The 19,412-nt window shown below is 35.0% G+C and carries 12 protein-coding genes; 10 read left to right on the top strand and 2 right to left on the bottom strand.

Annotated features, from left to right (window positions below; genetic code table 11):
- Positions 1 to 8: 8 nt before the first annotated feature.
- From LPB248_RS05650 to LPB248_RS05630, 5 genes are all read left to right on the top strand, one after another.
- Positions 9 to 1,640, top strand: coding sequence for a RagB/SusD family nutrient uptake outer membrane protein (locus tag LPB248_RS05650; protein WP_177210585.1), 1,632 nt, complete (start codon positions 9 to 11; stop codon positions 1,638 to 1,640).
- Between the two features lie 31 nt (positions 1,641 to 1,671).
- The gene (locus tag LPB248_RS05645) at positions 1,672 to 3,045 is read left to right on the top strand and encodes a glycan-binding surface protein (RefSeq protein ID WP_177210584.1); all 1,374 of its coding nucleotides are present in this window, start codon (positions 1,672 to 1,674) and stop codon (positions 3,043 to 3,045) included.
- A gap of 12 nt (positions 3,046 to 3,057) precedes the next feature.
- Entirely contained in the window at positions 3,058 to 5,259 is a 2,202-nt protein-coding gene (locus LPB248_RS05640; protein WP_177210583.1) for an endo-1,4-beta-xylanase, read from the top strand.
- Between the two features lie 114 nt (positions 5,260 to 5,373).
- Entirely contained in the window at positions 5,374 to 7,023 is a 1,650-nt protein-coding gene (locus LPB248_RS05635) for a DUF5597 domain-containing protein (protein WP_177210582.1), read from the top strand.
- Positions 7,024 to 7,183: 160 nt separating this feature from the next.
- Positions 7,184 to 9,091, top strand: a complete 1,908-nt coding sequence (locus LPB248_RS05630; RefSeq protein WP_177210581.1) for a sialate O-acetylesterase — start codon at positions 7,184 to 7,186, stop codon at positions 9,089 to 9,091.
- A gap of 153 nt (positions 9,092 to 9,244) precedes the next feature.
- On the opposite strand, the gene LPB248_RS05625 is transcribed toward LPB248_RS05630, so the two are convergent.
- A complete protein-coding gene (locus tag LPB248_RS05625; protein WP_255463023.1) occupies positions 9,245 to 10,204 on the bottom strand; it encodes a LysR substrate-binding domain-containing protein in 960 nt (319 codons plus the stop codon).
- Positions 10,205 to 10,229: 25 nt separating this feature from the next.
- On the opposite strand from LPB248_RS05625, the gene LPB248_RS05620 reads away from it, so the two are divergent.
- Positions 10,230 to 10,979 (top strand): MBL fold metallo-hydrolase, encoded by a 750-nt coding sequence (locus tag LPB248_RS05620; RefSeq protein WP_177210580.1) that lies wholly within the window; start codon positions 10,230 to 10,232, stop codon positions 10,977 to 10,979.
- Positions 10,980 to 11,092: 113 nt separating this feature from the next.
- Here the strand turns inward: LPB248_RS05620 and LPB248_RS05615 are convergent, their stop codons facing one another.
- Positions 11,093 to 12,013 (bottom strand): bifunctional helix-turn-helix transcriptional regulator/GNAT family N-acetyltransferase, encoded by a 921-nt coding sequence (locus LPB248_RS05615; protein WP_177210579.1) that lies wholly within the window; start codon positions 12,011 to 12,013, stop codon positions 11,093 to 11,095.
- Positions 12,014 to 12,487: 474 nt separating this feature from the next.
- Between LPB248_RS05615 and LPB248_RS05610 the strand changes: the two genes are divergently transcribed.
- The 4 genes from LPB248_RS05610 to LPB248_RS05595 all read left to right on the top strand — a co-directional run bounded on the left by LPB248_RS05610 (position 12,488) and on the right by LPB248_RS05595 (position 19,073).
- Positions 12,488 to 13,045 carry an RNA polymerase sigma-70 factor gene (locus tag LPB248_RS05610; RefSeq protein WP_177210578.1) on the top strand — a complete coding sequence of 186 codons (558 nt, stop codon included), beginning with the start codon at positions 12,488 to 12,490 and terminating at the stop codon, positions 13,043 to 13,045.
- A gap of 113 nt (positions 13,046 to 13,158) precedes the next feature.
- Positions 13,159 to 14,079, top strand: a complete 921-nt coding sequence (locus tag LPB248_RS05605) for a FecR family protein (RefSeq protein WP_177210577.1) — start codon at positions 13,159 to 13,161, stop codon at positions 14,077 to 14,079.
- A gap of 70 nt (positions 14,080 to 14,149) precedes the next feature.
- Positions 14,150 to 17,518 carry a TonB-dependent receptor gene (locus LPB248_RS05600; RefSeq protein ID WP_177210576.1) on the top strand — a complete coding sequence of 1,123 codons (3,369 nt, stop codon included), beginning with the start codon at positions 14,150 to 14,152 and terminating at the stop codon, positions 17,516 to 17,518.
- Between the two features lie 19 nt (positions 17,519 to 17,537).
- Positions 17,538 to 19,073, top strand: coding sequence for a RagB/SusD family nutrient uptake outer membrane protein (locus LPB248_RS05595; RefSeq protein ID WP_177210575.1), 1,536 nt, complete (start codon positions 17,538 to 17,540; stop codon positions 19,071 to 19,073).
- Positions 19,074 to 19,412 lie beyond the last annotated feature (339 nt).

Raw genomic sequence — 19,412 nt, 5'->3', positions numbered from 1 at the left:
ACCGCACAATGAAAACAAAGAAAATATTTTACACGGCTTTAATTATTGCATTGCCATTTGTTTGGACGAGTTGCAGCGACATTTTAGACGTTGAACCAAATGATGTAATTACAAAAGAGAATTTTTATAAAACGGAATCTGATTTTCAGGCCGCAACAGGACCTTTATACAACAAAGTTTGGTTCGATTTTAATGATAAATTCTATTACGGATTAGGAGATGGACGTGCCGCAAACATGTACGCACCTTTCTCAGATTACGTTTATCCGTTTACAGATTTAACAGAAACGGGATTAACAGGACCTTTGGTTTCGGCTTGGGCATCTTTGTATAATGTGATTCAGCAATCTAATAATGTGATTATTGGAATTTCTGGAAGTTCGATGAACGCAACTGTTAAAAACAAATATATTGCCGAAGCTCGTTTTATGAGAGGAACGGCATATTGGTATTTGGCTTCGTTATGGGGAGATGTTATCATTTCAACAGATCCGAGCGAATTGGTAAAAAATCCAATTGTAAACAAAAATCCAATGAAAGATGTTTACGAATTTTCTATGCGTGATTTAGAATTTGCGGCCAAATATCTCCCAGAAACAGCAGGACAAGCTGGACGTTTAACAAAATATAGTGCATACGGAATGTTGTCTCGTGTTTACTTATCGTTTTCGGGAGTTAGCGACAATCCAAACAGCGGAACGCGCAATCAGGAATATCTAGATTTAGCTAAAAAAGCAGCAGAAAAAGTAATGAGTTCTGGGCCTTACAGTTTAATGGCAAATTATGAAGATTTATTCATGATTGACAATAACAATAATACAGAATCGATGTTTGCGCTTCAATGGGTTCCTAATGGAGATTATGGAGTAAACAATACCCAGCAAGCCTATTTTGCATTAGGTTCTGATATTACAGGAGACGATGCAGCTTGGGGATATTGGACAAGAGCTTCTTATAATGTTTTACAAGAATATGAATCAAAAGATCTTCGCCGTAGAGCAACTTTTATGGGAGATAATGACCATTATGCCGAAATCAATAAAGCAAACGGCGGTTATACTGTAGATCACAGTGCTGATTTCTTAACGATTAAAAAAGGTGTTGTAGGTTCTACCAAAGATAATTCTAAAATTACCCGTATGAATTCTGCTTTAAATACGTACATGTTACGTCTAGCAGAAGTATATCTGAACTATGCAGAAGCAGCTTTAGGAAACAATGCTTCAACTGCAGATGCAACAGCGATTTCGGTTGTAAATAGACTTCGCACACGTGCAGGTTTAGATCCAAAAACAATATTGACTTATGCTGATATTATTCACGAAAGAAGAGTTGAATTGTGTATGGAAGGACAATATTGGTACGACTTAGTTAGAAGAGCTTACTACAAACAACAAGAAGTAATCAATTATATAACAGGACAAAACAGAGGAACAGTAACTCCAATTTTGTACGACACAGCAACAAATACAGTTACGGTTGACGCTTCAAAAGCAACAAGTCCGAGAGCAATTGGTGTAATCGATGCAACAATTTTCACACTTCCATATCCAGAATCTGAATTGGTTCAGAATCCGTTATTGAGAGAAAATCCAGTTCCGTATCAATTTACAGAAGAGAAAATAAAAGACTTATTCTAGTTTCAGAAATAAAAAACTAAAAGACATAAATATGAAATATATTTTAACTAAAAAATATTGGGCACCAATTGCACTGTTAAGCATGATGGTTTTCGGTATGCTGTTTACTTCTTGCGACAACAACGATTCAGAAGGAAGCACAATTACAATTACAAAAGTGTTTTTAGAAGACGTAAATTCATCTGTGCCAGACAGAGAAGTAACTTTTGCCCGTTTAGGACAGCTATTGCGTATAGAAGGTTCTGGATTTTCAGGATTGAAGAAAGTTTATATAAACGGATATTCAACTTACTTTAATGTAGTTTTTGTTTCTAATAATTCGATGCTGGTAAGCGTTTCTGCAGATACCCCGATTTTAGATGCAGATCCGTCAGTGCGAAATACAATTCGATTTGTAAATGACAATAGCGAATTTACTTTTCCTTTTGAAATTAGAGCAGGGAGACCAGAAATTACGAGAATTTCAAATACAATGCCTAATGCAGGAGAAAAAATTACAGTTTATGGAAGTGGCTTAACGGAAGTAAGCAAAGTAGTTTTCCCGGGCAATGTTGAGGTTACAACTGGAATTGTTTCAGATGAAGAAGGAGAATCATTTACAGTTGTGGTTCCAAATGGAGTTTCGGATAATGGAGGTTCAATATTCGTACAAGGATCAAATGGAGGAGTATATTCTCCAGCGTACTTTAACTGTAAAAGAGCTATTATTTTAGATTTTGACGGAAGAGGACAACATAGTTTCTGGGGAACACCACCAGCAACCGGTATGATTTTAGGAACTGATTTGGAATCGGCTTCAATTGGCGCAGGAAATCTTTCTCAAGGTAAATACGTACCTCATCGTCCATCTCGTCTTACTTCAATTGCGGCAGCTACAGGAAGAGCAACAGAAGTTTGGACAGGAGGAACAGGTGTTGATAACTGGAGAGCTCAATTTACTCCTTTTATTCCTGCAACCACACCGTTGGATAAAGTAGCATTTCAGTTTGATATCTATGTGCCAGATGCATGGAAAGATTCAGGATATTTAAAAATATGTACAATTAATAATTTCAACGCAGGAGCATGGTCTGGAGGAGTGTATAATTATATTCCTTGGTTAGTTGATGGAAAATCTGTCGCTTTCCAGACTACAGGATGGGTAACGATTACTATTCCTTTAAACAAGTTTTATCAATGGTCTAAAGAAGCCTCAACATTTGAAACTGTTTTAGCTTATCGTGAAGCCGCAACATTTCAGAACTTTGGTATTTGGTTCGAAAATTTGGATGTAAAAATGAAAGATGTACTAGGAAACACAAGTGAAGAAGAATTTCCTTCAAAAGCAACTTCTGTAAAAGTGTACACAGACAACTGGAGAATTGTGCCATTAGACGCACCAGTTTATAATGATTTCCCTAACTAAAAAATGACCAAAATGAAATATATAAAGATATTACCTGTAATTGCTTCATCATTGTTGTTATTCGCTTCTTGCGATGACAACTTGATGGAGTGGGGAAAAGACCCAGAACATGGCGAAGTAACTGGAGCTGAGCTTCCGCTGGCTTTAGTAGAGAAAATAAGCCGTTACGAACCATTAAAAAACTATTCGGATTTTTCATTAGGAAACGGAATCGGAATCAGTTTATACATGAGTGACCCAGTTTATAGAAAAATTGTAAACGAAAACTTTGATGAAGTTACACCAGGTTACGAAATGAAGCATGGAGCGATGGTAAATGCCAAAGGAGAAATTGATTTTGCCAATGTAGATGCTTTTATCGCTGCAACAAAAAGCGCGGGATTAAAAGTTTTTGGACACACTTTAGTTTGGCATTCCAACCAAAATGCAAGTTATCTAAACGGTATTATTGCCCCAACAGTGATTCCAGGTTCAAGCGGAACAAATGTTTTGGATATTGCAGGTTTAAAAAGCGGTTCATTTACAAACTGGTCAAAAGGAAATCAAGGTCAGGGAATTACAGTTGTTGATAACGCCGGTTTAGCCGCAAATTCTAAAGCTGTTCAATTGATTTCCTCAACATCGTCAACCAATTATTGGGATCTGCAATTAACATCTCCTGCGGTATCTGTTGTGACGGACCATAACTACGAAGTTTCTTTCTACATCAAATCAGATAAGACTGGTAAAGGGCGTATTTCTTTTGCTGGGCTTAAAAATGCTTATCCTTGGATTAATTGGGATGGTACAAGTACAGCAGAAGCATTTGCTACCACTTCGCAATGGAAACAAATTAAATTTAAATTAAATGCCAGTGATTTTGCAGTTGGAAGTAATAGCTTAAAATTAAGTTTTGATTTAGGACCTATTCCAAATGTAACCTATCTTATTGATGTTAATACACTTGCAGTTGTAGATCTTGATGCTTCTGCAGGACCAGTAAATCTAATTGCCAACGGAAATTTTAATTCAGGTATTACAGGCTGGAGTAAAGCCAATGGAGCAACAGATGCTTTAAGTGCAGGAACAGGAGCTTCAAATGTTTATGAAGGAAGTGGATCAATGAAAGTAGTAAACGCTACATCTGATGCTTCAAACCAATGGAAAACTCAAATTCAGACCACTTTTACTTCTGCATTGGTAGCAGGAAAAAATTACACCATTTCTTATATGATTCGTTCTGAAGCTAATGGTTCTGTAAGATGTTCAACAACACCATCAGGAGTAGCAAGTTATCAGACAGATCAAGCAACGACGACGACATGGAAACAGATTGAATGGAAAATTACAGCAAAAGGTGGTGAGACAGGTTTTGGTTTTGATTTAGGAGGAACCGCAGGAACCTATTATATCGACAATGTTTTAGTATCTGATGGATCATCTACGGGCAATGTGCCAACAGCTCCAATTACAATTGAAAAAACAGATGCTGAGAAAACCAAAATTATTAGCGATGCCATGACCGATTGGATTTCTAAAATGATGACACACTACAAAACAAGCGTTTTCTCTTGGGATGTAGTAAACGAACCAATGAAAGAAGACGGAACACTTAGAGATGGAAGCGAAGGCGATACTGCAACAGACTATTTTTCTTGGGTAAAATATCTAGGAAAAGACTACGCTGTAAAAGCATTCAAACTAGCACGCCAATACGGAAATACAAGCGATAAACTTTTCATAAACGATTATAACCTAGAATCTAGATTAGACAAATGTGATGGAATAATCGAATATGTAAAATATATTGAAAGCCAAGGCGCTCAAGTAGACGGAATTGGAACGCAGATGCATATTGGATTAACAACAGACAAAGACAAAATTGCTCAGATGTTCCAAAAACTGGCAGCGTCAGGAAAACTAATTAAAATTTCTGAATTAGACGTAAGATTAGGTACAGCTACGCCAACAGTTGCGCAACAAGCATCTCAAGCAGAAATGTATCAATATGTTATTGATATGTACAAAAAATATATTCCCGCGGCACAACAGTATGGAATTACAATTTGGGGAGTTTCAGACAATTCTAAAGAACACGAATACTGGCTTCCAAACGAATCTCCAAATCTTTGGGATGCAAATTATGTTCGTAAACATGCCTACAAAGGCGCAGCAGACGGACTTGCAGGAAAAGATGTGAGTTTAGGTTTCTCAGGAGAATTAGTAAAACCTTAAATATTTAATTAGTAATTATCCATAGTGCAAATCTGTAAAAATGGTTTGTACTATGGATTATTTATTTTCTTAATCTTACAGCTCAAGATCTATACGAGCAAAAAACAAATCGAAATGGCTTTTACTCATAAAACAAATCGAATCAGTTTTTTTATAAAAAACAGCTTCCTTCTGATGGCTTTACTGACGATCCAGTCTGGTTTTTGTCAAAACATACCCCATCTTCAGAAAAAAGGAAACAAAACACAATTAATTGTAAACGAAAAATCATTTTTGATTCGTGGAGGAGAACTTGGAAACTCTTCTGCCACAAGTATGGAAAGCATGGAAACCATTTGGCCAAAATTGGTAGACATGAACCTCAACATCGTTCTTACGCCTGTTTATTGGGAATTGATAGAACCAGAAGAAGGTAAATTTGATTTTCAGTTAGTAGATGATTTAATTCTTCGTGCAAGAAAAGAGAATTTAAAACTTGTTTTTCTGTGGTTCGGATCTTGGAAAAACAGTATGTCAAGCCATGCTCCAGCATGGATAAAACTCAATCAAAAAAAATATCCTAGAGTTAAAGACGATAGCAACAAAAGTCATGAGATCTTAACGCCTTTTAGCGAAAACAATCTTCAAGCCGATTTAAATGCTTTCAAAAAATTGATGGCTCACGTTAAAGATTTCGATCAAAAAGAACAAACCGTAATCATGATTCAGGTTGAGAATGAAATCGGAATGCTGCCAACTGCACGTGATTATCATCCTTTAGCAAATGAAGCTTTCAAAAAAGAAGTTCCAAAAGAATTGTTGCAATACCTTCAAAAAAACAAAGAAAAACTCGTTCCCGAATTTTCAGAAATCTGGAAGAAAAACGGATACAAAACAAAAGGAAACTGGGAAGAAGTTTTTGGAAAAGGACTTCATACCGATGAAATTTTTATGGCTTGGTATTTCTCAAAATTCACTAACATAATCGCCAAAGCAGGAAAAGATATTTATCCGATTCCGATGTTTGTAAACGCGGCTCTAAATGCACCAGAAAAAAAACCGGGACAATACCCAAGCGCTGGACCTTTGCCACATATTATGGATGTGTGGAAAGCGGCTGGAAATGCGATCGATTTTTTAGCGCCAGATTTTTATAATCCGTCGTTTAAACAATGGAACGATTTATTTACCCGTCAAGGTGATCCGTTATTTATTCCAGAGCATCGTTTTGATGAAACCGCGCCTTTTAAAGGTTTATATGCTATCGGACATTATGAGGCGATTGGGTTTTCACCATTTTCTATAGAATCTGTTGCCGATGCCAAAAAAGAACCTTTAGGAAAAATATATGATTTAGTGCAACAGTTAACCCCAACAATTGAAGCCAATAAAGGACAAGGGAAAATTGACGGTGTTTTGTTAGACAAAGAAAACAATACGCAAATCATTAAAATGGGCGATTACGAATTCACTTTCAAACATGATTATACCTTAAATTGGTCTGATGGAGCAAAAGCTGAAACTTGGCCAATGTCTAGTGCGATTATTATAGAAATTGCCAAAGATGAATTTTACATTTCAGGATCAGGAATTGTAGTTACTTTTAAACCATTAAAAGGAAATGTAAATGCTGGAATTTTAAAAACCGATCAAGGCAAGTTTGAAAATGAAAAATGGAAAACCATCAGACATTTTAACGGAGATCAAACCCATCAAGGCAGACATTTAAGAATATCAGTTGGAGATTACGAAATTCAAAAAATAAAATTATATACTTATGAATAGGTTTTTTTCGCCGCGAATTCACGAATTTTTTTTTAAATCTTTGTCTGTAGAGTAATTCAATTATACAAATTAATTTGTGTAATTGAAGATAATTAAAACACAAAGATAAGAATTAGAAAAATTCGTGAATTCGTGGCTAAAAAAAATAAAACAGATTATAATGAAAAAAATAATATTAGCATTTCTAATAACTTTTAGCATCAATGCGCAAATAAAACTTCCGCGATTGATAAGCGACGGAATGATATTGCAGCGCGATACAAAAGTTAATATTTGGGGTTGGGCGTCGCCAAACGAAAAAGTCGAAATCGAATTTAATCGTAAAACATATAAAACCACAACGGCTCAAGACGGAAAATGGTCGATTCAGCTTCCATCTCAAAAAGCAGGCGGACCTTTCGAAATGACTTTAAAAGCGTCCAACACAATTGTCTTGAAAAATATCCTTTTTGGTGATGTTTGGTTGTGTTCTGGCCAATCGAATATGGAATTGCCGATGGATCGCTTAAAAGACAAATACAAAGAAGCAATCGCAAAATCTGAAAATTCAAACATTAGACAATTTTTGGTTCCCGATGAATATTATTTCGAAAAAGAAAGAAACGATTTTTCATCTGGTTCTTGGGTCGAAGCAAATCCTGTAAACGTTTTACAGTTTACTGGAGTTGGCTATTTCTTTGCTTTAGAAATATACGAAAAGTATAAAATTCCAATTGGGTTAATCAATAGCGCTTTGGGCGGTTCTCCAGCAGAATCTTGGATTAGCGAAGAAAGCATTAAAAAATTTCCCGAGTATTATGAAGAATATTTAAAATTTAAAGACGGAAAACTCGAAAAACAAATCGACGAAAATGACCGAAAAGTAAGTTCAGAATGGTATAAAAAACTGAATGAAACCGATCTTGGACTGAAAGAGAAATGGAGGAATTCTGTTGAAACTTCAGATTGGAAAGTAATGAACATTCCAGGTTATTGGGCCGATGGAGAACTTGGAAAAACAAACGGTTCGGTTTGGTTTAAAAAAGATTTTGTTCTGGAAAAAGTAAAAGAAAATCAGGCAAAATTGATTCTAGGAAGAATTGTAGATGCCGATTCAGTTTTTGTAAACGGAAATTTTGTTGGAACAACTTCATATCAATATCCGCCAAGAATTTATTCTTTTAATGCAAATGTTTTAAAAGAAGGTAAAAACGAGATTACAGTTCGCATCATTAATAACTCGGGCAGAGGAGGTTTTGTAACCGATAAACCTTATGAACTGATTATTGGTGATAATACAATTGACTTAAAAGGAAATTGGAAATACAAATTAGGTTCAAAAATGGAACCGCTTCCTGGACAAACTTTCGTGCGCTGGAAACCGGTTGGACTTTACAATGCGATGATTGCACCTTTGAAAAATTACCCAATAAAAGGCGTTTTATGGTATCAAGGCGAAGCCAATACCAAAAAGCCTTTGGAATATGGACCTTTGATGGAAACTCTAATAACAAATTGGCGAGCACAATGGAAACAGGAAAATTTACCCTTTTTACTAGTGCAGCTTCCAAATTTTATGGATCCAAAAACAGAGCCTTCAGAAAGCAGTTGGGCAGCTTTGAGACAGCAGCAGTTAAATACGTTGAAAGTTCCGAACACAGGATTAGCCATAACCATAGATTTAGGCGAATGGAACGATATTCATCCATTAAATAAATATGATGTCGGAAGAAGATTAGCGCTTCAGGCAAAGAAGTTGGTTTATGGTGATAAAAACGTAACAGCTTCAGGTCCGCTTTTTCAATCGATGAAACAAAATGGAAACAAATTGGTTTTAAGTTTTTCGAATGTTGGATCTGGCTTCATGATTAAAAAAGAAAATGAATTAAAAGAATTCGCTATCGCGGGAACTGACGGAAAGTTTGTATGGGCAAAAGCGATTATTGAAGGTGACAAAATCGTAGTTTGGAATGACTCGGTTGCAAATCCTGTAAAAGTTTGTTACGCTTGGGCAGATAACCCTTCTGAAGCTAATTTATACAATAAAGAAGACTTACCAGCTTCGCCTTTTGAAGCAGAGTTGAAGTAGATTTTATTCATTTTATAGCAGTTTTTGTCATTCCGAGGAACGAGGAATCACACTCGATAATCGCCAAAGATTGGCGAATCGCTTGGCGGTGTTACTTGTGTGATTCCTCGTTCCTCGGAATGACAAACTCTTCGAATATCTCAAAGAAAATTTTTAATTAACATTTAAATTTTCTACGAGCATTTTCAAAAAAGCCGTAACCGCTTTTTTCTCATATACTTCCTTCAAAGAAATAAGCATCGCAGTTCGTGTCATATTTTTGCCTTGAATTGGAATGGCGTACAAATCTTTCTCGTTTTCAATAGTGGTTTTAGTCAAAATAGTATGCCATTTTCCTGTTTTAATCAATTCTAGTAATGTCGGAATATCGTTTATTTCAATCGTGACATTTGGGTGTAAATTACTTTTTTCAAAAGCTTTATTGATAAATTGTGTTGTGCTGAAACCACTCGACGGAAGTGCAAGAGGCAAAGAACTTGCCTCATCTAGAGAAATACTTTTTTTATAAGTTAAAGGCGTCTCTGATGCTGTAACCAAAGCCATTGGCGAAGTAAACAATTCGAGATATTTAAAATGCGCTTCGGCAGCAATTTCTTCAAAAGTCAGAATTACATCAAGTTCAAAATGATTCAATTTCTGAATTAATTCCTGCGAAGTTCCAAACACAATTTCGAATTGAATTTTAGGATATTCCGAACTAAACAAAATTAAAGCTTTTGTCACCACATGACGTAATGCATACGTTACGCCAATTGCTACTTTTCCCGTTTCCAGATTATTTAAGTCTTTTAGTAATTCCAATCCGTCAGAAGCTTTGTTGACAGATTGTTGGGCATAAACGGCAAACAGATCTCCAGCTTCGGTAAGCGTAATTCTTTTCCCGATTCGGTTAAAAAGCGGAACCTGCAATTCGTCTTCCAGTTGTTTAATTTGCTGCGATAATGTGCTTTGACTAATGTAAAGTGCCGAAGCCGCTTCGGTAAAATTCAGTAATTCTTTTGCTTTGAGGAAATATTTTAGCTGTCGGAGTTCCATTTCTAAATCGGTTTTATCGATTGATTTTATCGAAAAATAAGGTTTTACAAATATAGAAATTCTTAAGAACTTTGTCATGTTGCAAAATTAAAGCAGAAACAAAATGGAAATTATAGCATTACAAGAAGGAAATTATGTTGCCAATTCTAAAAAAGAATTTAAACTTTTGTCAGACGGATCAAACGATTCAGGTTTAAAAATGGCCATTCAGCCTTTTGTGATTATCACCGATAATGATGTTGTTTTATTAGATTTCGGATTAGGATTTGTCAATAATGGCGTTCCTTTTATTTATGAAATTTTACGAAAAAACAATATCGAACCTCAACAGATAACAAAAGTTTTGGTTTCGCATTTGCATAAAGATCATATTGAAGGAATTGGTTATTTTGAAAACGGAAATCTGGTTCAGAATTTTCCAAACGCAACGATTTATATTCAAAAACGTGAAATAGATTTTGCTTTAGAACAAATCAATAATCCGTCTTACGTTCCTGAAATATTGAATCAGCTCGAAAAACTTCCAAATGTGGAATTATTAAATGCTGACAGCGGACAAATTACCGATGAAATTTTCTATGAAGTTTCTGCTGGACATACCCAATTTCACCAAGTTTTTTGGATCAAAGCCGATGACGAAATTGTTTTTTATGGAGCCGACGATTTACCGCAAAAAATATATTGGTCAATGCATGTTGCCTACAAAACCGACTTTGACGGAAAACGTGCTAGAGAATCTCGTAAAAAATGGGAACAGCAGGCAAAAGATGAAAACTGGAAAGTGCTTTTTTATCACGATATGAAAGAGCCAATTCTAGAATTTATCGAAGAAGAAATGAAATACGTATCATAAATAGAAGATTTGAAATCAATTCCGGTTTTAAAACAATAAAAAGAAAAGTCAGATTAAATAAACTAATCTGACTTTTCTTTTTAGAAAATATTAAAATTGAGACTGAAAAGGAATTATCTCAGTTTAAGATCGTAACGTTCATCACGAAATGTTTTTCCCCATTGATTTACTTCTGTTGATTCAGTAAGTTCAAAACCAGCCATTTTATACATTTCAAGCGCTTTATCTTGCATACTAGTTGTTAGCAGAAATACATTTTTGAATTTTTGCTCTTTACAGAAATCTACTGCATCAGTCAATAATTTTTTACCGATTCCAAGTCCTCTAAAAGATGGATCAAGAAGAAACCATCTTAATTGCGCTTCATTTTCTGGCTGATGCTGAATAGCAATACAGCCAACAATTTTGTTATTATATTCCGCCATCCAAATACGATCCTTTTCTGGCGAATAATTTTCTAAGAAATGATAAAAAGTCTTGATCACATACTTTTCAAATTCATTAGAAAAATTCGATTCATTACCATAAATAAATCCATGTAGATAAATAATATAGCCAATATCACCAGGATTAATTTCATGACGATATGTAATATCACTTCGAAGCGGTTTATTTTCAGACAATAAGTTTTTTACCGTATGCATCGAATTAATCAGATTCTCTTTTTCGAAGAAATTCAGATTTTCGATTTTATCTTCAATCTGCTGATCTACTTTTTTATTTAACGAATGTAACAATGCTTTTCCTGAATCGCTAAGCTCAATGTTAAAAGCACGTTTATCATCTACAGAAGCAATTTTTGAAATAAGATTTTCTTTTAAAAAACGCTTTAAAATTCGGCTAACATATCCTTTATCGAGATTAAGGATTTCAGTAATGTTTTGTGCCGTAATAGTTTTGCTTTCGCTGATTTCGTACAGAATACGTACTTCAGTCAATGAATAATCACTTTCCAGATAATGCTGGCTTAAAATATCTAAGTGAGAAGTATAGAATCGGTTAAAACTTCTAATTTTTGAAGTTGTAGTATTCATGATTTGTAATAATGTATTGTTGAGGTACAAATATATAAAATTAGTTGCTTTTGTCAACTAAATTTGATTTTTTTATTTTTTGAGAATGAAATTTTGAAAAGAATAAACTCATTTTAATGCATTCCCATTAATTATTTGTTAAGCGCTTTTTTCACTCAATTCTGCTTTTTATAGGAGAAAGATTGTTATACCAAACAAAGTATTTCATTTTTTACGCGAAACAGTACAAACACTTATTTTTCAGTTTGCTTTTGACTTCAAATGTTAATAATATGTTTCGCTTTTGAGTGGTTTTATTAATGTAAACGTAACCTAATCGACCTACCCTCAGCTTTAATTTTGGAGACATATAAGAAGAAACCAATACTTTATATATGCCATTTTTTAAACAGCACGATCATTATCAAGAGGAAATCAGAAAAAGTGTTTTGACTTACACTTTTGATTTGATTATTCATACCAAAATAATGTATCATGTATAAAAAGTTTACAGACGAAGAACTTGTTGAATTATTAAAATCGGGCAAGGATAAAGCTTTTGATGAACTTTATTTTAGATATCGAGATCTGCTTGTTCGGTTTGTATATCTCCGAATGAAATCGATTGCTGTTTCAGAAGAAATTGTGCAAGAAGTTTTTACCTCTATATGGGAAAGACGCAAAACAATTGTGATCCAGAAAAGTTTTGCGGCGTACATCTACACTTCGGTTCGCTACATGACTTTAGATTACATCAAATCGCACGAAGTTACCGATCAATACATTCAGGAGGTTCTAGATAAAAATACTGCTTCGCAAACCAGTTATAATGCTATTGAAGATTTTATCTATTATGATGAATTGAAAAAAGCGGTTGACGAAGCGGCATCGTTACTTCCTAAAAAATCAAAAGAGGTTTTTATTCTTAGCCGTGTAAAACATTACACCAATAAAGAAATTGCCGAAGAATTGAATGTTTCAATCGAAACCGTAAAATACCATATTACGTATGCGCTCAAATTTATGCGTACGCATTTGGGCGAATTCAATTAAAAGTAAACTTCAGATTAAGAATACAGCTTTTTTCTTAACAGAAGCGTAACCTTTTGCGCCTACCTAAAATTACAATTCCCAAGACATACTATTAAAGACATAAAGAAATTATAATGCCTGAAAATTCAAATAACGAAATCAAAAATTTTTTAGAAGGAAAGTACTCTCCGAAAGGACAAGAAATGTGGAACAAATGGTACGATCGTACTGATGATTTTTTTGATAATATGGAAGTGGTTCAATCTGACCGCTCAAAACTGAAAAAAGAATTAAGACAAATAAAGAATACGAATAAAGTTATTTCTCTTTCATACAAAAACTGGGCTGTTGCGGCTTCTTTGGTTTTCCTAGCCGGATTATCAGTGTTTTTTTACTCAATATCAAATACTGTTGAAAACAAGCAATTTACAGTAAAACTAGGCGAACATGCTCAGATAAAATTAAGTGATGGAACAAAAATCTGGCTAAATGCAGGAAGTGTACTTAAATATCCAAAAGAATTTAAAGGCGATACCAGAGAAGTGTATTTAAGCGGAGAAGCTTTTTTTGATGTAGCCAAAGACAAAAAACATCCTTTTATTATTCATACCAATAAAATGGATACCAAAGTTCTCGGAACCAGTTTTAATGTTCAAGCGTATCCAGATCAAACGACGCAAGAAGTTTCGGTTGCAACCGGAAGAGTAAACGTGAAATCGACTGTAACAGACGAGAATGTATATGTAACTCCAGGACAGAAAGTGGTTTTTAAATCGCAAAACAACAAGCTTCAAGCTTTTAAAGATGTTCCGTTGAATACCATTTCGCTATGGCGAAAAAATATTATGGTTTTTGAAGAAACACCTCTTTCTGAAGTTGTAGCCACAATCAATCGTAATTATAATGTAGCGATTGAAGTCAAAAACAAGAGTTTAAACGATTTAAAGATTAGTGCTTATTTTAAAGAACTACCTGCCGATCAGGTAATTGGATTGGTGTGCAATATCGTTAATGCCCAATACAAAATAGATTCTGGGGTTTACAAAATCGAATAATTCTTTAAACAACAAAAATAAAACTACGTAGCAAACTATAAACAAAACAATTACACTAAATCTAAAAACTATGAATGAAAAGCAAATGCGGTATGCCAGCATAAGGACAATAGGGACAAAATTATTCCTATTTATGACTTTGTTTTTTGCCGCACTAACAGTAAAAGCTGGGAATGTTGACATTAACAAAAGAGTGACTTTAAAAGTTGATAATGAGAGTATAAAAAATATATTTCAAAAAATTGAAAATCAGGTTGATGTGCATTTTATGTACGAAAGCAGCCAAGTAAATGCCAATCAGAAATTAAGTTTAAAACTGAATAACGTAACATTAGAGCAGGCGCTGGATAAAATTTGCGGAAATGCTCTTAGATATGAGATTGTGAGCAACAACATTGTAATCAAGAAAAATCAGAAAGTTGCTTCTGCCGATCAGAATAAAATTATGGTTTCGGGAACTGTTTTTGGCGGAGATGATAATATGCCTTTACCAGGAGTTGGAATTAAAGATAAAGGTTCAGACGCAGCAACAGCAACAGATTTTGACGGAACATTCAAATTAGAAGTAAATGCTTCAGAAGCGACACTTGTTTTTTCTTACGTGGGTTATCTAACACAAGAAGTAAAAGTTACTAGTTCGCAAAACATCACGGTAAAATTAGCAGCCGACGTAAAACAGCTTCAAGAAGTTGTAGTTATGGGTTACGGAAGTGTGAAAAAAAATGAAGTTTTAGGAGCGGTTGGTTCTGTTTCTATGAAGGAAACTTCAAGCAGAACATACAACAATGCAGCCGAATTGTTGCAAGGAACGGTTGCCGGAGTTACGGTAATTAATGATGGTGGTGATCCGACTGCGGCTCCAACAATCAACATTCGTGGTATTGGATCTTTAAACGCTGAAACGCCTTTAATCGTTTTAGACGGAATTATTTACAGTGGTTCTTTAAATACTATAAATCCAAATGATATTGCATCGATAAACGTTTTAAAAGATGCGGCTTCTGCAGCAATTTATGGTGCAAGAGCTTCTGGAGGGGTAATTTTAATTACTTCTAAAAAAGGGGTTTCAGATAAAATTAATGTGAATGTAAACTACCAAGGAGGTTTTCAGAATGTTGCAAAAAAATTACAAGTTTTAAACGCTGCAGAATATGCTGATGCTATGAATTTAGCAAGAGATAATGCTGGTTTGCCAAGAATTCCTGCTTTTGATCCTGCATTTGAACCAACAGCTAGAACAACAAAAACCAACTGGATGGATGAAATTTTCCGTACAGGAGAAATTCAAGATTTGTCGCTTTCTGTTAACGGAAAAACAGAAAAATCTAATTTCTTTCTTTCTGGAAGTTATAGAAAAAACGAAGGTATTTTGCTAAATACGTATGGAGAACGTTATACGGTAAGAGCAAATTCTTCTTTCAAATTGGCAGATAATTTCACAATTGGAGAAAATATTTCATACTCATTAACAGATGGACAGACTGCCAATACTTCAAGTTCGTATACAGGAGCAATTCAAGCAGCAATTTTGTATCCGCCAAATGCAACAATTTATAGAGAAGATGGTTCAGGTCAGTTTGGCGGTGTTCCAGAAAAATATATTGGTTCTTATGGAGACGTTATCAATCCGGTAGCGTATTTGAAAAGATTAGACAATAAAAATCCTATTTCAACAATTTTGATTAATCCGTACGCAGAATGGGAAATTGTTCCAGGATTAAAAGTGAAATCGAACTGGGGTTACACTAGAATTCAAGATAATGCGTCAGATTTTACAGTAAAAGTTACAGAGCCAGGGAAAATCTTCGATTTCAACAGATTGACGCTAAAAAATATAACTACTACAGATTTATTGAGCGAGCAGACTATTTCTTATGAGAAATCATTCGGAAAACATAATCTGAAAGCTTTGGCTGGATATACGTATCAAGAAACAAAAAGAGACTTTTATACCATTGAAGGAACTGGTTTTGACAACGAAGATCCATCACAGCGTTATTTATTAAATGCAAAATTAATTCAGCAGACCGCAGCAGGAAGATCAGATGAAATTATTTCTTCTTATGTAGGGAGAATTAATTACGATTTCAGTCAGAAATATTTAATCTCTGGAATTGTTCGTCGTGACGGAACTTCAAAATTATTAGAAAATAATCGATGGAAAGTGTATCCTTCTGTTTCTGCAGGTTGGTTAATTTCTGAAGAAAATTTCATGAAAGGTATCGAGCCAATCATCAGCAACTTAAAACTTCGTGCAAGCTGGGGACAAATTGGAAACTTAGGAAACCTTGGGCCATATCAATTTAGTGTGCCTTTGGTACAAACTCAGGCTTTAATTGGAGCAGTGCCATCAATTAATTATGGTTATGCTGAAAGCGAATTGTCAAACCCGAATTTAAAATGGGAAAGTTCTGAGCAGACTAATATTGGTTTAGACTTCACGATGCTAAATAATAGCTTGGTTGGATCTGTTGATGCTTATGTAAAGAAAAACAAAGATATGTTGGTTCGTGACCAATTGCCAGGAGTTTCTGGAACACCACAAGGAAGAATTGTAAACTCAGGAGATGTTGAAAATAAAGGAATTGAGGTGAGTTTAACGTACCAAAAAACTCGCGGAGAATTTAAATTTGATGTTACGGCAAACGCTGGATTTTTAAGCAATAGAATTGTTTCTATTAAAGACGATTTGAATTCATTAGAACCACTTGGTTTAAGCAGAGTTCGTAGTTTGCCATTAGCTAATATTTATCAGGTTGGAAGTCCAGTTGGAGCATTCTACGGATATCAGACAAACGGATTATTCCAAAGTAATGATGAGGTGAAAGCGTATGTAAACAAAGATGGTGTAATGTATCAGCCAAACGCGGTTGCTGGAGATATTAAATTTAAAGATGAAAATGGAGACGGCGTAATCAACAATAGCGATAGAGTAGTGTTAGGAAGTCCTTTTCCAAAAACAACGTATAGTTTGAATGCCAATTTCAGATACAAAGGATTTGATATGAACATCTTTTTTAACGGAGCTGCAGGAAACAGCGTTTTCAATGCGGTAAAACATACAGGTTTAAATGCTTCTTTCCCAGGTTACAATTTATTGTCTGAATCTAAAGAAGCTTGGTCTCCAACAAACACCAATACTAATGTTCCTGTTCTTTCCTCAACAGATAACAATAACAACTTCGGACGTATTTCTGATTTGTTTATTGAAGATGCTTCTTTCTTAAGATTGAAAAACGTTTCGATTGGTTATACCGTTAAAGAAAGCTGGTTGAACGGAAAAGCGAAACTGAGATTCTTTATTTCGGGACAAAACTTATTTACGATTACTAATTATTCTGGAATGGATCCTGAAGTTGGACTTAAAAACTTCGGTATGGATTTAGGACGTTATCCGCTTTCTCGTATTTACATGACAGGTGTTAACGCAACTTTTTAAAAAATAAAAAACAATTAAAATGAAAAAAATAAGTCTTTTATTATTGAGTTTTGTGCTTTTGGTAAGCACTTCGGCTTGCGAAAGCGAACTTGATGTTGTGCCGCAAGGAGCTCCTTCGAGCGGGAATTTCTGGAAAACACCAGCAGATGCAAAAGCAGGAGTAAATGCAATTTACGCTTTATATTCTGATGATAATATGTACGGTCGTGGTTTCTTTTGGCTGAATAATGCCAGCGATGATATTGGGACTAAACCAAGACAAAATGCAGAAAGAATTAAAAATTTTATTGTAGACGGATCAGAATCGGATACTAAAGATATCTGGAGAATTCACTACGAAATTATGAAACGCTGTAATGATGTGATTCGTAATATTCCAAATATTGCATTGGATGACAAAACAAAAAATGGAATGTTGGGAGAAGCTTATTTTAATCATGCTGTTATGCATTTAGAATTAGCATACCATTATGGAGACGATCGTGCAGGAATTCCGATTCAGGACAGAGAAAATCCAACAAATGTTTATGTGCCTCGCGCCAAAAATGTAGCCGAAAACTACGCTTACATTGCTGCAGATTTAATCAAAGCAGCAGATTTGTTGCCTTATTTTGATCAGCTTACACCAGACAATTACGGACGCGCACACAAAACTGCCGCTTGGGCTTATTTGGTTCGTACCTACTTGTATGCAAAAGATTGGGACAATGCCATCAAATATGCAAACATGATCGTGGCTAGCGGAAAACACAAGTTATTAGACAATTTTGAAGATGTATTTAAAATTAGCAACAACTGGTCTTCAGAATATATCTGGTCTGTAACTTCAAGTGCTGAGAATACTTCTTTAGGTTCTATTTTTCCTGGAGTTTGTTTAGAAGATAAAGGTTGGGGAGTTTACAATGGTTGGGGAAATTTCTATCCGACAAAAGAATTATTTGATACCTATGTGCCAAACGACAAAAGACGTAGTGCTACGATTTTACAAAAAGGAGACAAATTTGTTTACTTCGGAGAGACCGTAACTTTTAATGAAGGAAATCACGTAGTAAGTTCAAGTAATAGAACTGGTTATCAATTTAAAAAATATATGGAGCCATTCAGTTATCCAAAAACAACATCGGGCGGAGTAGATATTCGTTATGTAAATGCGAATGGAGACAAGCCTTCAACAGCTTTAAATGTTCCTCTTTTACGTTATGCTGATGTGATTTTGATGTTAGCGGAAGCGAAATTAATGAAAGGGCAAAATGCAGATACAGAAATCAATATGATTCGTCACCGTGCAGGTCTTACAGATATTTCTGGAGCTACAATGGTCGATTTAAAAAGAGAAAGAAGATGTGAGTTGGCAGGGGAGTGGACAGACCGCCATTTTGATTTAGTGCGTTGGGGAGATGCAAAAGAAACGTACGCGAAACCATTGCACCATTATAACGGAAGTGTTATTTATCCTGCTCGTAATTTCAATCCTGCAATTCATCATGTTTGGCCAATACCGCCAGATGAAATCGCAGTAAGCAAAGGAGCTTTGACTCAAAACCAAGGCTGGTAATACGTAATTTCATTGTGTTTTTTTAGTTTTTTACACTGCAGTCTTGGTCAGGAGACTGCAGTTGTAAAAAAGCAAAGCTTGTCATTCCGAGGAATAGCAAGTTGTACGCATTCACACAATCTTTGTCTAGTTACTTACGAAGATTTGCTTCGTCTGTTCGCTATAGCTCGAGTCTCCTCCGTCGAAATGACAAGATTACTTTTTACTATGTGTATTTAGACAAGTGAAACGCCTTTATGCATAAAGAAAAGCTATGTTTCTATGTGTTAAAAAATAAATAGCATAAACCAAATTCTAATAAAGTTGCCTACAGCTTTAAAAGAATAAAAATCATTTTCG

The organism is Flavobacterium sp. LPB0248, assembly GCF_013388355.1.
GTDB lineage: Bacteria > Bacteroidota > Bacteroidia > Flavobacteriales > Flavobacteriaceae > Flavobacterium.
The sequence above is the reverse complement of the archived record's forward strand: the minus strand, read 5'-3'. Positions and strand labels throughout refer to the sequence as shown.

What these genes read in the sequence shown, in the direction of transcription:
- LPB248_RS05645 (WP_177210584.1), top strand. Translation starts at nt 1,672, where the DNA reads ATGAAATATATTTTAACTAAAAAATATTGGGCACCAATTGCACTGTTA.
- LPB248_RS05640 (WP_177210583.1), top strand. Translation starts at nt 3,058, where the DNA reads ATGAAATATATAAAGATATTACCTGTAATTGCTTCATCATTGTTGTTA.
- LPB248_RS05625 (WP_255463023.1), bottom strand. Translation starts at nt 10,204, where the DNA reads ATGACAAAGTTCTTAAGAATTTCTATATTTGTAAAACCTTATTTTTCG.
- LPB248_RS05650 (WP_177210585.1), top strand. Translation starts at nt 9, where the DNA reads ATGAAAACAAAGAAAATATTTTACACGGCTTTAATTATTGCATTGCCA.
- LPB248_RS05605 (WP_177210577.1), top strand. Translation starts at nt 13,159, where the DNA reads ATGCCTGAAAATTCAAATAACGAAATCAAAAATTTTTTAGAAGGAAAG.
- LPB248_RS05610 (WP_177210578.1), top strand. Translation starts at nt 12,488, where the DNA reads ATGTATAAAAAGTTTACAGACGAAGAACTTGTTGAATTATTAAAATCG.
- LPB248_RS05600 (WP_177210576.1), top strand. Translation starts at nt 14,150, where the DNA reads ATGAATGAAAAGCAAATGCGGTATGCCAGCATAAGGACAATAGGGACA.
- LPB248_RS05615 (WP_177210579.1), bottom strand. Translation starts at nt 12,013, where the DNA reads ATGAATACTACAACTTCAAAAATTAGAAGTTTTAACCGATTCTATACT.
- LPB248_RS05635 (WP_177210582.1), top strand. Translation starts at nt 5,374, where the DNA reads ATGGCTTTTACTCATAAAACAAATCGAATCAGTTTTTTTATAAAAAAC.
- LPB248_RS05595 (WP_177210575.1), top strand. Translation starts at nt 17,538, where the DNA reads ATGAAAAAAATAAGTCTTTTATTATTGAGTTTTGTGCTTTTGGTAAGC.
- LPB248_RS05630 (WP_177210581.1), top strand. Translation starts at nt 7,184, where the DNA reads ATGAAAAAAATAATATTAGCATTTCTAATAACTTTTAGCATCAATGCG.
- LPB248_RS05620 (WP_177210580.1), top strand. Translation starts at nt 10,230, where the DNA reads ATGGAAATTATAGCATTACAAGAAGGAAATTATGTTGCCAATTCTAAA.